Consider the following 14450-nt stretch of genomic DNA (forward strand, 5'->3'; position numbering starts at 1 on the left):
CGATCCCTCGGACTTGTCAGATGACCCCCGATTCGCGCCGCCTGCGCTTCGTTTATTTCCTGGTCGCCGGATCGGGCCTCGTCAATGTCGCCCGGGCGATGAGCCTGTCCTTCCTGGCGGTGAAACTGCAGCAATCCTTTGGGCTGGGGCCGGCCGCCATCGGCGTCCTGCTCGGCACCGGCCCGCTCCTCGGCGCCATCGCCGCTCCGGTCGCCGGATCGCTGTCGGATCGCGTCGGTCGGCAATTCATGCTGGTCCTGATGCTGGTGCTGACGGCCCTTTCGCTGATCGGCATGGGATTTGCGCAATCCGTCACCGCCTTCTGCGCCGCCCAGATCGTCGCCGCCATTTCCATCGCGGTCTATGAGCCGATCTCGCGCGCCTTGATGAGCGACATCTGCCCGCCGGAGCTGCGCCTCAAATATTTCTCCTGGCGCTATATGGCGGTGAATGCCGGCTGGGCCGTCGGCCCGCTGATCGGAGTGGCCGCCGGCACCGCCTTCAGCCTGCTGTTCACGCTGGCCGGCTGCATCTACGCCGCCTTCGCCTTCGCGCTGCATCTGGTCGGTGTGCCGGCGGAACCGAAAGCCGCCGGGAGCGAGGCAACGGAGGAACGCGTCTCCATCATCGCCAGCATCCGCGCCGCGATCCGCGATCCGCGCCTGACCTTCTTCGTCGGCGGCGGCACGCTGCTGATCGCCGTCTACGGCCAATGGTCAGCCACCCTGGCGCCCTATCTCAGCGCCACGCTGGAAGGCGGCGTGGATCTCTTCGCCTATCTCCTTTCGATCAACGGAATGGTGGTGCTCGCCGGCAATCTGTTCGCCCGCCGGTTGATAGAAAAGGTCGGCGCCCTCCACGCCATGGTGCTGGGCTGCGTCCTCATCCTGGCCAGCGAACTCGGCTTCCTGGCCTCCACCGGCTTCAGCGGTTTCGCGCTCTTCATGGTGCTGTTCACCATCGGCGAGATCCTGGTGGTGCCGTCCGAATATCTGCTGGTCGACGGTATCTGCAATGCCCGCAACCGGGGCAGCTATTTCGGCGCCCATTCCTTCTCGACCATCGGCAATTTCTTCGGTCCGGCGATCGGCGGCGTGATGCTCGGCGCCTTCGGGGGCGCCGGCATGTTCCTGACCTTCGCCGCCTTCGCCGCGGCCAGCGCCGTGATGTTCACCATCGGCACGCGCATGCCGCCGCCTCGGCCCCGCGCCGAGGGGGCCGTGGCGGCCACCGTCATCGAGATTTCAGGCCTCAGCTCGCGCCTGCGCCATGCTTGAGGGGTAAGCCGTCGCCAGCCGGTTTTCCCCGGGAGCGCGGACGTCCTCGTCCGCTCCCTCTGATCCCCAAGCGCGGCGTTTCCAAGAGCGGACGAGGACGTCCGCGCTCCCTGGAACCTATGCATAGCCGAAGCAGCACAGAGCCACCGGCCCGGTCATCACGGCGTACCCGTCCGGCAGCAGTTCGACGGAGAGGGCTCCGCCCGGCAGATGCACGGTGATGCTGTTGCCGTCGACGAGCCCACGCAGGCGCGCGGCATAGGCGGCGACGCAGGCGCCGGTGCCGCAGGCTTTCGTCAGGATGCCCGGCCGCTCCCAGACTTTCAGGCGCAGCGTGGCTGAATCCACCACCTCGGCCACGCCGACATTGACCCCCTCCGGAAACAGCGGATCGTTCTGGATCACCGGCGCCACCGCCCTGACATCGACGGCATCGAGGTCCCTAACCAAGAACACCGCGTGCGGATTGCCGATATTCAGGGCAAGGCCATCGCGGAGCGGCCCGCTGGCGAGCGGCAGATGGGCGGTGTCGGCCTCGCGGGCGAGCGGAATCTGCTCCCATTCCATCAGGATCGGCCCGAGCGTCACGGCCACGGCCATGGGGCCGGCCCGGCGACAAGCCAGCAGGCCCCCGCCCGTCTCCAGCACCAGTTCATCCCTCCCGCTTTCTTCCAGCAGGATATGGGCGACGCACCGGGTGGCGTTGCCGCAAGCCCCGGCCTCACGCCCGTCTATGTTGAAGATGCGCATGCGGGCATAGCTTCCCCCCGCCGTACCCGCCGGCGTCGGCGCCTCGATGGTGAGCACCTGCTCGGCCCCAACCCCGGCCTCGACGTCGCACAGCCGCACGATATCGGCCACCGGCAAGGCACGTGGATGCACGCGCTGGTCGAAAATGACGAAATGGTTCCTGAGGCCATGCATCTTGATGAAGGGTTTCAATCCCGGCAGGCCGGGCGGCACCGCTTGGGCGAGATAGTCGGACAGCAGCATCGGACGAGCCTCATGGCGGGGGCATTCACGGCCGGATTTGATTGTCCGGCAATTGACACATGCCTAGAGAAGATCCACCCTGAACGAAACAAATATTACTTCCAGGGAACAGCGTGGGGACATGATGGCAGGCCAGCAGCTTTCTGCACGCGACCGGCTGCGCCCCTGGTATCTGCTCTCCCCGACCCTGATCGTCCTCACCGTGCTGATGGTGGTCCCCATCGTCATCATGACGGTGTACAGCTTCTATGAGTTTGTCACGGCCGGGGTGGAGAAACAGGTCTTCACCACCGCGAACTGGCACGAATTCTTCACCGACAGCTTCTATCACCTCTTCCTGTGGAAGACGGTGAAGGTGGCGGCGATCACCGCCATCCTCTGCGCACTGCTCGGCTATCCGCCGGCCTATTTCATCGCGATGACGCGCACGCGGCACAAATGGCTGCTGCTGCTCCTGTTGATCGTGCCCTTCTGGATCAGCTTCACCATCCGGACCTTCTCCTGGATCCACATCCTGGGCGAACAGGGCATCATCAACGTGGTGCTGATGAAGCTCGGCCTGATCTCCGAGCCGCTGCGCATGCTCTACACCCAGGGCTCAGTGATCATGGGCATGATCCATTTCCTGCTGCCCTATATGATCCTCAACATCTATGTCAGCCTCGAGGGCATCGACCGCAATCTGATCTCGGCGGCGCGCACGCTCGGCTGCACCCAGGGCCAGGCCTTCCGGGAGGTGGTGCTGCCGCTGTCCCTGCCCGGCCTGATGGCCGGCCTCCTGCTCTGCTTCGTGCTGGCGGCGGGCAGCTACGTCACCCCGCAAGTTCTGGGTTCGACCCGCGACGCCCTGTTCGGCAATCTGATCTACGACACCATCATGACGCAGCTGAACTGGCCGCTCGGCTCGACGCTCTCCCTCGTGCTGCTGGTGCTGCTCGGCATCGTGGCCGCGATCTACAGCCGTTATATGGGCCTGTCGCGCATCTTCAAGGGGTTGAGCCAATGAGCGACCTGCCCGGCGCGGAAAAGGATTGGTCCTGGCGGGCGGTGAAAGTGTTCACCGTCCTGGTCTACATCTTCATGTTCGCGCCGATCCTGGTGGTGGTGATCCTTTCCTTCAACGATTCGCAGTTCGGCGGCTTCCCGATGACCGGCTTCAGCCTGCGCTGGTACGGCAAGCTGATGGAGAACGAGGCGGTGATCCGCGCCTTCAAGACCTCGCTCTGGGTCGCCCTGATCACCGCGGTGATCTGCACGGTGCTCGGCATCATGGGGGCGATGGCACTGGTGCGCTACGACTTTCCGGGCAAACAGTTCATCAACACGCTGCTGATCGCCCCGGCCCTGGTGCCGGAGACGGTGCTCGGCGTCGGCCTGCTGCTCCTGATGCGCTGGGCCCAGCAGCCGCGCACGCTTGTGCTGCTGGTGCTCGGCCACATCATGCTGGCGCTGCCCTATGTCATCCTGGTGGTGCAGTCGCGGCTGGTGGGTATCAGGCGGGTCTATGAGGAGGCGGCCCTGTCGCTCGGCGCCAACCGCTTCCACACCTTCCGCGAGATCACCCTGCCGCTCTTGATGCCGGCGGTGATCGCCAGCCTGCTGCTCGTCTTCACCATTTCCTTCGACAACGTCACCGCCAGCCTGTTCTGGCGCCCCTCGGGCGTCGAGACCATGCCGACTCAGATCCTGTCGATGCTGAAAGTGTCCATCAGCCCGGAGATCAACGCCCTCGGCGCGTTGATGATCCTGCTGACCGTGGGCGTGCCGCTGATCGGCGGCGGCCTTGCCCGCTATCTCGCCCGCGGCATCCGTTGAAACCACCATGAGGAGGGGAACCAGACCAATGAAAATGTCGCAGACCAGGCGCCTGGAGCGCCTTAAGGAGCGCTATCTCGATGGCGGCATGAGCCGGCGCACCTTCCTCGGCCTCACCGCGGCGGCGGCCGCCGCTGCCGGCATCAATCTGAAATGGGGCGGCTCGGCACTCGCCGCCGCCAAGGACGTGCGCTTCGACGGCTGGGGCGGCAGCGTGCAGGAGGCGATGGATAAATACGCCTTCAAGCCCTACACGGCCAAGACCGGCAACAATGTGGTGCAGGGCACCTTCGGCGACGAGAACGAGATCATCACCAAGGTCAAGACCGCTTCGCCCGGCGAGTTCCAGGTGATCCATTCCTCCGGGGTCGAATATTACAAGCGCTATGTCGATGCCGGGCTGACCACCAAGCTCAACGAAGCCAACATCCCCAATATGGCCAACATCATGCAGGTGATGTACGAGCCGTTCCGCAAGATCTCGCCGGACCTGTCCTGCGTCCCCTACGACTACGGCACCACCGGTATCGCCTACAACACCAAGGTGATCTCCGAGGCCGAAGCCAAGGAGAAGGGCGTTCAGCTGCTGTTCGATCCCAAATACAAGGACAAGATCGGCGGCTATGGCAACATGATCACCCGCGTCTGGTATGCGGCGCTCGCCCTGGGGCAGGACCCCAATGCCATCAAGGACATCGATGCCGTCTGGGACAAGGTCCGCGAGCAGCGCGACCTCGCCAAGAAATACTGGTCGTCGGGCGCCGAGCTGATGGACCTGCTCTCCAAGGGCGAGGTGGTGGTCACCGACGCCTGGTCGGGACGCGTCGCCGCCCTGCAGGCCCAGGGCGCGCCGATCGGCTATCTCGATCCGCCCGGCTCCTATGCCTGGATGGAGGACCTCTTGGTGCTCAAGGGCGCCCCGATGGCCGAATGCGAGGAACTGCTCAACTTCATGCTGCAGCCCGAGGTGATGATCGCCGTGGCGGAAGGACAGAGCTATCCGCCCGCGCTCGATCCCACCAAGGTGAAGCTGACCGACAAGGTCAAGGCGCTGCCGGCCTTCGACCCCACCGGCAAGATGGCCTCGCTGACCTTCGCCGACGCCGCCTATTGGGACAAGCACACCGACGAGTGGACCAAGACCTGGGACCGCATCGCCAAGGGTGCTTGATCGCCCTTTGAACTCCGGGCCGGCGAGCTTCGCCGGCCCGGCTGCATTCGCAGCCGGTGTCAAGAACGAGAGCGTAACTGATGACCAAGCCGACGGCCGTGGAACTCACCAATGTCAATCTGGCCTATGGCGATTTCGTTGCCGTCAAGAACGTCAACCTCTCCATTCGCAAGGGTGACTTCGTCACCCTGCTCGGCCCGTCCGGCTGCGGCAAGACCACGATCCTGCGTTCGATCGCCGGCCTGGTCCAGCCGACCGCCGGCGAGATCGTGGTGGCGGGCAAGCGCATCGACACCATGCCGATCCATAGGCGCAATATCGGCCTGGTGTTCCAGAACTACGCCCTGTTTCCGCACAAGAACGTGTACGACAATATCGCCTTCGGCCTGAAATATCGCGGCGTGGACAAATCCACCATCGCCGCCAAGGTCAAGCGTGCCCTCGACATGGTCCGCCTGCCCGGCGTCGAGCGCAAGCTGCCGTCCGAACTCTCCGGCGGCCAGCAGCAGCGCATCGCGCTCGCCCGCGCCATCGTGATCGAGCCGGACGTGCTGCTGCTCGACGAGCCGCTCTCGGCTCTCGATGCGCATCTGCGCGAGGAAATGCGCACGGAGCTCAAGATCATTCAGCGCGAGATCGGCATCACCTCGATCTTCGTCACCCACGACCAGGAGGAAGCCCTGGCGATGTCCGACCACATCGTGGTGATGAACAAGGGCGTGGTCGAGCAGCAGGGCACGCCCGAGGAGGTCTACAAGCGCCCCGATACCCGCTTCGTCGCCAGCTTCCTCGGCCAGTCGAACCTGATCGAGGGCAAAATCATGGGTGTGGCCGATGGCCGCCTTGCCTTGCACCTCGACAATGGCGTGCAACTGGTCGCCGTCGCGCCGGCAAGCGCCCGCGCCGGCACAAGGGCGACGGGCGTGGTGCGGGCCCAGCGCATCCGGCTCGGCCCGCCGAGCGGCCATGCCGGCGAGTTGCGCGCCACCATCGTCGCCGCTTCCTATCTCGGCGGCACGGCCGCCTATATCCTCGACCTCAACGGCCTGAGGCTGCAGGCCAATGCGACCATCGAGGACAGGGTCTGGCATGACGGCGAGGCCGTCGCGCTGACCATCGCGCCCCAGGACATCTTGCTGCTGGACGAGAACGGGCGCAGGCTCGGCTGACGGCGGGCCGCTCCAACCGAACCGCATGCGATACCAAAGTTCTTTTCAGCACAAACGGGGTTTTCCATGCGCCACGACGTCGTGGTTCTCGGCGCCGGCATCGTCGGCACTTCGATCGCCGCGCATCTGCAACAGCGCGGCCGCTCCGTCGTGCTGGTCGACCGGCGCGGCCCGGGCGAGGAAACCTCCTACGGCAATAGCGGTGTGGTCGAGCGCTCCGCCCTGCTGCCCGTCGCCTTCCCGCGCAGCCTTTCCGCCCTCGCTGATGTCGTGCTCAAGCGCTATCCCGGCGCCAACTATCATTGGTCGGCCCTGCCGGCCCTGGCACCCTGGCTGCTCGCCTATTGGCGCAACTCCGCACCCGACCGCCTCCTCGCCACCGCCCGACTCATGCAGCCTCTGCTCAGCGCCACCCTGGCCGAGCACCGCGCCCTGGCGGCCAAGGCCGGCGCCGATGGCCTGTTCCGCGACACGGGCTGGCTCAAAGTCTATCGGAGCGAGAAGGCTTTTGAAGCCGAGAAACGGGAATTTCCCCTCGCCGCCGAGTTCGGCTACCAGGTGAAGGCGCTGACACCTGGTGAAGCTTCGGCGCTCGAACCCAATCTTCGGGCCGATTTCACCGCGGCGGTGCATTGGCAGGATCCGCACAGCGTCTCCGATCCCGGCGGCGTCACCAAGGCCTATGCCGGTTATTTCGAGGCGCTCGGGGGGCAGGTCCTGACCGAGGACGCCCGAAGCCTGCGTCCGGGACCTTCCGGCTGGAGCCTCGCCACGGCAGACGGTCCGGTCGAGGCGCGCGAGGCCGTCGTCGCGCTCGGTCCCTGGTCGATGGACCTGCTTTCCCCGCTCGGCTATCGCCTCCCGCTCGCGGTGAAGCGCGGCTACCACATGCATTACCGCGCCGAGGGCAATGCCGGCCTCAGCCGCCCTGTGCTGGACGAACAGGGCGGCTTCGTCATCACCCCGATGGCGCGCGGCATCCGCCTGACCACCGGCGTCGAATTCGCGCGGCGCGATGCCCCGCGCACGCCCGTGCAGGTCGAGCGCACGGAAAAACTCGCCCGCAAGCTCTTCCCGCTCGGCGAACGCGCCGAGGCCGAGCCCTGGATGGGCGCGCGGCCGATCTTCCCCGATTCGCGCCCGATCATCGGCAAGGCACCACGCCACGACAACCTCTGGCTGGCCTTCGGCCACCAGCATCTCGGCTTCACCCTCGGGCCCGCCACGGGCCGGCTCCTGGCCGAGATCATGACTGGCGAAGAACCCTTCATCGACCCGTCGCCCTACCGCGCGGAACGCTTCGGTGCTTAGGGCCATAGCGTTTTGCGATCTGGCGGAATCGCCAGGAAACGCAAAGACGCGTCGAGCCAAGGAGTGAGGGCAAATCAGTGTTTCCGTCTCAACGCGCTTTGCTCCAGGGGCCGTCCTTCATCCAGAAAGGCGACTCTTTGCACCAAAAGGACATGGCCATTTCCCTTTGCAGCGCCACGATTTGGTGGTTAGACGGTGCATGATAAGATTGCGGAGCCCCCGATGAACCCCTCTTTTGCTGCCGATCTGATGGAACGTGCCCGCGACAAGGGCCCCGTTACCATCGGCCTGGTCGGGGCCGGCCAGATGGGCACCGACCTCATCGTGCAGATCGCGCTGATGCAGGGCATCCGCATCGGCGCCGTCGCCGTGCGTTCGCGCCCGCAGAACGCCATCTCGGCTGCCCTGAGCGCCGGCCACCGGCCCGACGAGCTCGTCGAGGTCGCCAATGCCTCGGCGATCGACCGGGCCATCGAGACCGGGCGCATCGCCATCACCACCGATTTGGAGGCACTGGCTGCCGCCGGCCGCATCGAGGTGATCATCGACGCCACCGGCCATCCCGAATCCGGGGCGATCGTGGCGGAGGCCGCCATCCGACACGGCAAGCATATCGTCATGCTCAATGTCGAGGCCGACATCACCATCGGCCGCCATTTCAAGGCCGAGGCGGAGAAGGCCGGCGTCATCTATACCGGCGCCGCCGGGGACGAGCCGGCCGCCGCGCTCGAACTGGTCTGTTTTGCCCGGGCGCTGGGCATGACTGTGGTCGCCGCCGGCAAGGGCAAGAACAACGCCCTGAATTTTGACGCCGTGCCCGACGACTATGTTGCCGAGGCCACGGCGCGCGACATGAACCCGCGCGTGCTGGTGGAATTCGTCGACGGCTCCAAGACCATGGTGGAAATGGTGGCCCTCGCCAATGCCACCGGCCTCGAGCCGGACAAGCCCGGCCTGCATGGGCCGCGGGCCAGCAAGGAAGAACTCGCCGAGGTGCTGATCCCGGTCAGCCATGGCGGCGTGCTCTCCAAGCGCGGCTGCGTCGACTACACCATCGGCAAGGGCGTGGCACCGGGTGTGTTCTGCGTGGTCGAGCCCAATCATCAGCGCGTGCTCGAGCGCATGACCGACCTGCATGTCGGCAAGGGCCCCTTCTTCACCCTGCACCGGCCCTACCATCTCACCAGCCTGGAGACACCGCTCACCGCCGCCCGCGCCGTGCTCTACGGCACCGCCGACCTACAGCCGCTCGACCATCCCGTGGCCGAGACCGCGGCGGTGGCTAAGCGCGACCTCGCTCCCGGCACCGTGCTCGGCCGCATCGGCGAATATGATTATCGCGGCTGGTCGATGCGCTGGGCGGATGCCAGGCGGGAGCGGCTGCTGCCGCTGGGCCTGGCCGAGCGGGCCCGCGTCACCAAGCCGATCCGCAAGGGCGAACTGCTCAGCCATGACAATTGCGCCGTCGACGACAGCCTCACCATCGTGCGCCTGCGCCGTCAGCTCGATCTCGCCGACCAGCGCTTCCTGAAGGCCGATGCGGCGTAAGGGAGCGCCAGCCTGCCACCCTGACATCGCTTCCCATGTTCTATTATCTCGCCAAGACCCTGGGCTTCCTGATCCTGCCCTCAAACGCGGCCCTGGTGCTCGGCCTTCTCGGTCTGCTCCTGAGTTTCATCCGCCGCGCGCAGCGCTTCGGCCGCTTCCTGATGGGCTTTGCGCTTATTGCCTTTGCAGTGATGGGCTGGTCTCCCCTCGGCAACTGGCTGATCCAGCCGCTGGAGGAGCGTTTCCCGCAGGCTGCGATCGCGCCGCAGACCAGGATCGCCGGCATCATCGTGCTGGGCGGCGCGGTCGACACCCACATCTCCACCACGCGGCATGAGACCGCCCTCACCGATTCGGCCGAGCGGATGACCGCCGTTGCCAGCCTCTCGCGCCAGTTTCCCGATGCCCGCATCATTTTCACCGGCGGCGTCGGCTCGCTCGCCGGCCAGATCTGGGGCGACATCACCGAGGCGGACGCCTCACGGCAGCTTTTCCGCAGCTTCGGCATTCCAGACGAGCGCATGCTGTTCGAGAACCGTTCGCGCGACACCTATGAGAATGCCGTCTTTACCTACGACCTTCTCAAGCCCAGGCCGGGCGAGACCTATCTGCTGGTCACCTCCGGCTACCACATGCCGCGCTCGATGGCCTTGTTTCGCAAGGCCGGCTTCGATGTAATGGCCTATCCCGTCAATTATCGCACGGCGGGCCCGCAGGATGGCCTGCGGCCCTTCTATGCGATGAGCGACGGGCTGCGCCAGGTGAACCTCGCCGTGCGCGAGTGGATCGGCCTCCTCTCCTACCGGCTGAGCGGGCGCATCGACGAGATCTTCCCCGAACCGTGAAAGTTCCATCATGTCCGAGCATCTGGTTGCCGCCGCCGAAGAGGCTGTTCCGATCTGGTTCGCCACCAAGGAGACCGCCGGCGCGGTGCTGGAGCGCCTGCCGCAGGCACAGCGGGACTGGATCGCCGCCAATGGCTTCGAGGCAAGCCCCGGCCGCCACCTCGTTCTGCCGGGGCCTGACGGCAGCCTCTCCGGGGTGATTTTCGGCCTCGAGGGCGAATCGGCCCGCCATCGCGACGGCTTCCTGCCCGGCAAGCTCGCCACTGTGCTGCCGGTCGGCACCTATCGATTCGCCAATGCCAGCCATGACGACCGGCTCGCCGCCCTCGGCTGGGTGTTGAGCCTCTACCGTTTCGCCCGCTACAAGCGCAATGATATAAAGGCTGTACGGCTGATCGCGCCCGATGGTATCGACCGCGAGGAGATCCTGTCGATCGCCGAGGCCGTGGCGCTCGGGCGCGATCTCGTCAACACGCCGGCCAATGATCTCGGGCCGGCGGAACTGGCCGAGGCGGCACGCGCCCTGGCCGAGCGGCATGGCGCGGCGTTCCGGGTCGTGATCGGCGAGGCACTGCTGGCCGAGAATTTCCCGATGATCCATGCCGTCGGCCGGGCCTCCTCGCGTGCGCCCAGGCTGATCGACCTGACCTGGGGCGACGCCGCCCATCCCAAGGTGACGCTGGTCGGCAAGGGCGTGATCTTCGACACCGGCGGCCTCGACATCAAGCCATCGGCCAGCATGCTCCTGATGAAGAAGGACATGGGCGGGGCGGCCTCGGTGCTCGCCTGCGCCAGCATGATCATGGCCGCCGGCCTCAAGCTGCGCCTACGCGTGCTGATCCCGGCCGTCGAGAATTCGATTTCCGGCGATGCCTTCCGCCCCAGCGACATTCTGGCCTCGCGCAAGGGGCTGAGCGTGGAGATCGGCAATACCGACGCCGAGGGCCGTCTCGTGCTGGCCGACGCCCTTGCCTTGGCCGACGAGGAAGCACCGGAGCTGATCGTCGATATGGCCACACTGACGGGCGCCGCCCGCGTCGCCCTCGGCCCCGACCTGCCGCCCCTGTTCTGCCGTGAAGAAAAGGTGGCAACCGATCTCCTGGCCCACGCCGCCAGCGAGAACGATCCGCTCTGGCGCCTGCCGCTCTGGCCGCCCTATGACGCCATGCTGGATTCGAAAGTGGCCGATCTCAACAACGCCCCCGGGGGCGGCTTTGCCGGCGCGATCACCGCCGCCCTCTTCCTCAACCGCTTCGTCGAGAAGGCCGGGGCCTATGTGCACCTCGACATCTTCGCCTGGACGCCCTCTGCCAAGCCCGGCCGACCAGAGGGAGCCGAGGTGATGGGCGCCCGCGCGCTTTATGCCTATCTCAAGGCGCGGTTCGGCTGAAGCCAGCCGACAGACCGACCGGAGCCGGCAGCATAGCCGGCTCGAACCAAAGCCAGTCCAGCCCTTCGGGAACTTGTGCCATGAGCAATGCCGACGACCTGATTCGCCTCACCGCCTGCGAGGTCGTCGAGCGCCTCAAGCGGCGCGAAGTCAGCCCGCTCGATCTCGTCGAGGCCTCGCTCGCCCGCATTGAGGCGGTGGACGGCAAGGTCAACGCCATGGTCACGCTCTGCCCCGAGCGGGCGCGTGACCAAGCCCGCCGCCTGATGGCCACCCCGGCCAGCGAAGACCCGCACTGGCTCGGCGGCCTGCCGCTCGCCGTCAAGGACCTCAACGACGTCGCCGGCGTGCGCACGACCTATGGCTCGCAGATCTACAGGGATCACGTACCCGAGCGTTCCGACATCATGGTCGAACGCCTGGAGGCTCGCGGCGGCATCACCATCGGCAAGAGCAACACGCCCGAATTCGGCGCCGGCGCCAATACGTTCAATGCCGTGTTCGGCGACACCCTCAACCCCTGGAACACCAGTCTCAACGCGGGCGGCTCCTCAGGCGGATCGGCGGTGGCACTCGCCACCGGCCAGGTCTGGCTGGCGACCGGCTCGGATCTCGGCGGCTCGCTGCGCACCCCCGCCAGCTTCTGCTCGGTGGTCGGGCTGCGCCCCTCGCCCGGCCGGGTTGCCAGCGGCCCGGACGGCATCAAGTTCGAGACCCTGCCGGTCAACGGCCCGATGGCGCGCACGGTCGAGGATGTCGGCCTGATGCTCGACGCCATGGCCGGCTGGCACATCGAGGACCCGCTGTCGCTGGAGGAACCGGCCGTCGGCTTTCGCGAGAGCGCCCGCCGCCGGCAGGCGCCCAGGCGCGTCGCCTTCTCGCCCGAGCTCGGCGTCACCCCGGTGCATCGCGAGGCGCGGGCGATCGCCGAGGCTGCTGCAAGACGCCTGGAGGAAGCCGGCTCGATCGTCGAGGAGGCCTGTCCCGACTTTGCCGGCGTGCCGGAAGCCTTCCAGACGCTGCGCGCCCTCTCCTACGCCGCCGGCATGCGCGACCTGCTCGAGACGCGCCGCAGCGAGCTCAAGCCCGACGTGATCTGGAACATCGAAAAGGGCCGCGCCCTCGATGCCGATACGATCGGCGCCGCCATGCTCCGCCGCAGCAGGCTCTATGACGATATCGCCGCCTTCTTCTCACGCTATGACGTGCTGATCGCTCCGGCCGCCTGCACCCCGCCGCTCGCCATCGAGCAGCGCTGGGTCCGCGAAGTGGAAGGCACGGTGTTCGAGAACTATGTCGACTGGCTCAAGATCGCCAGTGTCGTCACCATGACCTCCTGCCCTTCTCTCGCTTTGCCTGCCGGCTTCACCACTGACGGCCGCCCCGTGGGCGTCCAGCTCATCGGCCGGCCACGGGGCGAGGCAGCGCTGCTGAGTGCAGGAGCGGTGCTGGAGGATCTGCTGGGGTTGAGCAGGCTGGTGCCGATTGAGCCGAGGACAATAACTTGATCTTAATAGGACTAAGCCAACTAAAGCATTTTCCAGAAAGCCGACAGACTTCCTGATTAAGAAGACGCGTCAAAACAAAGAGATGAAGCAAAATGACGTTTCTGTCTAAACGCGCTTTGCTCCGGCTTTCTCAAAGCTATAAAAATACTAAATTAGCCAGTTCTTCACTAAGTGCCTTCGGGTCAAAAATTAAATAATCAGAGAAAATGCTGTCTAGAACTTTCTTTTCTGAGGCCCGTAATATATCGGCTGAAACCTTGTATATTTCTGTCTTATTTTCACCTATTGCATCCGTAAGAAAATAGTTATGAAAAAAATCTCCTTCAAGATGATTTATCGCAATCATTCTTGAAGAATTTTGTGCAAACACCGAAGTGTGGAATGCAGATCCAATAAACCCACATACGGATTTATATCTTCTAAAAATTGACACTTGCTCTCTAAAGGAAAGTTCTTGCGGATGAACTATATCGAAACCTAAAGTATGTAGGGCCGCCTCAAGTTCTGATTCTCCAATAATCCCGTTAGATGGCTTCGCAACTTTGCTTCTGGATAGATAAACAGGCCTATCAATTTTCGATGCATCGGATTCGATAAGAAACTCTCCGATTTTTCTGTAGAGAGGCTTCGCTGCTTCCAAAGTCACGGCATAATTCAGCTGAACGCATGGCCCAGGAATCCAGATATCGCGAAGGCGCTCTGGCTTCCGGCACTCATAAATATCTTTTTCAGTTATTCCCAGAGCGTTCATTATTTCAAAAATATATGGAATATTATACCATTGAGCGGTGTCAGAAAATTCAGATTGAAAGACAATCCTCCTCCCATTTAATCCATGTCTCACAATAGGCCAAAGGTGACATAGGCTCTCAAGTATTACGTGACCATAACTTCTTTCAGGGTCTGGATATATCTTGCCGCCATAGATAAATCCAGACTGAGCGTTATCCTCGACCTCCTCAAGCGAACAAGAAAGTTCAGCTTTCTGGAACGGCATATGTTTTTTAAACCAATAGTCAATTGTTGATTCTATAGGTTTTCCTTGCGCATCAAATACACCCCAGGCCCCCCGTTTGACCAGGGGGGTTATAATAGCTTCCGGGAAGAACTCATAGCTGGGCAACCCGTCTCTAAACACCAGCGAATTCCTGATGTGCTCCGCCGGGAATGGATCTAAACTACGGAACTGACTCATCTTAACTCATCCCCCAGGAGGTGTGATTTGAGGAAGGTCGTAAAAGTTGCTGCCTAGGAAATTACGGGCACATTTTGCGCTTTAACATGTCAATATGGCAATAAAGTAGATTTCCACATCTCTAACTTCCTTGCGCTATTTTCAAATGAAGTAATTAAATAAGATTATATCTAAATTGAATTTTTGACATAATAATACCGAAAATAAATTTAACTATCGAACACTGAA

Annotated in this window: 12 protein-coding genes; 10 read left to right on the top strand and 2 right to left on the bottom strand. The window is 63.8% G+C overall.

Features of this window, described 5'->3' with window-relative positions; translation table 11 throughout:
* Nucleotides 1-20: 20 nt before the first annotated feature.
* Entirely contained in the window at nt 21-1277 is a 1257-nt protein-coding gene (locus C5L14_RS04800) for an MFS transporter (protein WP_105860910.1), read from the top strand.
* Nucleotides 1278-1394: 117 nt separating this feature from the next.
* On the opposite strand, the gene dapF is transcribed toward C5L14_RS04800, so the two are convergent.
* Nucleotides 1395-2270 carry a diaminopimelate epimerase gene (gene dapF / locus C5L14_RS04805; RefSeq protein WP_105860911.1) on the bottom strand — a complete coding sequence of 292 codons (876 nt, stop codon included), beginning with the start codon at nt 2268-2270 and terminating at the stop codon, nt 1395-1397.
* A gap of 124 nt (nt 2271-2394) precedes the next feature.
* On the opposite strand from dapF, the gene C5L14_RS04810 reads away from it, so the two are divergent.
* The 9 genes from C5L14_RS04810 to C5L14_RS04850 all read left to right on the top strand — a co-directional run bounded on the left by C5L14_RS04810 (nt 2395) and on the right by C5L14_RS04850 (nt 13027).
* Nucleotides 2395-3276, top strand: coding sequence for an ABC transporter permease (locus C5L14_RS04810; RefSeq protein ID WP_105861322.1), 882 nt, complete (start codon nt 2395-2397; stop codon nt 3274-3276).
* Nucleotides 3273-4085, top strand: coding sequence for an ABC transporter permease (locus C5L14_RS04815; protein ID WP_105860912.1), 813 nt, complete (start codon nt 3273-3275; stop codon nt 4083-4085). Before C5L14_RS04810 ends, C5L14_RS04815 begins: the two co-directional genes overlap by 4 nt.
* Before the next feature lie 28 nt (nt 4086-4113).
* On the top strand, nt 4114-5256 hold the full coding sequence (locus C5L14_RS04820) for an extracellular solute-binding protein (protein WP_105860913.1): 1143 nt from the start codon (nt 4114-4116) through the stop codon (nt 5254-5256).
* 80 nt (nt 5257-5336) lie between these two features.
* The gene (locus C5L14_RS04825) at nt 5337-6425 is read left to right on the top strand and encodes an ABC transporter ATP-binding protein (protein ID WP_105860914.1); all 1089 of its coding nucleotides are present in this window, start codon (nt 5337-5339) and stop codon (nt 6423-6425) included.
* Between the two features lie 66 nt (nt 6426-6491).
* Nucleotides 6492-7736: an NAD(P)/FAD-dependent oxidoreductase gene (locus C5L14_RS04830; protein WP_105860915.1), complete on the top strand. Its 1245-nt coding sequence runs from the start codon at nt 6492-6494 to the stop codon at nt 7734-7736.
* Nucleotides 7737-7958: 222 nt separating this feature from the next.
* Entirely contained in the window at nt 7959-9284 is a 1326-nt protein-coding gene (locus tag C5L14_RS04835; protein WP_105860916.1) for an NAD(P)H-dependent oxidoreductase, read from the top strand.
* A gap of 35 nt (nt 9285-9319) precedes the next feature.
* A complete protein-coding gene (locus C5L14_RS04840) occupies nt 9320-10129 on the top strand; it encodes a YdcF family protein (protein WP_105860917.1) in 810 nt (269 codons plus the stop codon).
* A 10-nt stretch (nt 10130-10139) separates the two neighbouring features.
* Nucleotides 10140-11519, top strand: a complete 1380-nt coding sequence (locus C5L14_RS04845; protein ID WP_105860918.1) for a leucyl aminopeptidase family protein — start codon at nt 10140-10142, stop codon at nt 11517-11519.
* Between the two features lie 80 nt (nt 11520-11599).
* The gene (locus C5L14_RS04850; RefSeq protein WP_105860919.1) at nt 11600-13027 is read left to right on the top strand and encodes an amidase; all 1428 of its coding nucleotides are present in this window, start codon (nt 11600-11602) and stop codon (nt 13025-13027) included.
* A 136-nt stretch (nt 13028-13163) separates the two neighbouring features.
* Here the strand turns inward: C5L14_RS04850 and C5L14_RS04855 are convergent, their stop codons facing one another.
* Nucleotides 13164-14222 carry a glycosyltransferase family 61 protein gene (locus tag C5L14_RS04855; protein WP_105860920.1) on the bottom strand — a complete coding sequence of 353 codons (1059 nt, stop codon included), beginning with the start codon at nt 14220-14222 and terminating at the stop codon, nt 13164-13166.
* Nucleotides 14223-14450 lie beyond the last annotated feature (228 nt).

It is taken from the genome of Labrys okinawensis, from assembly GCF_002982075.1.
In the GTDB taxonomy this organism is placed as follows: Bacteria; Pseudomonadota; Alphaproteobacteria; order Rhizobiales; family Labraceae; genus Labrys; species Labrys okinawensis_A.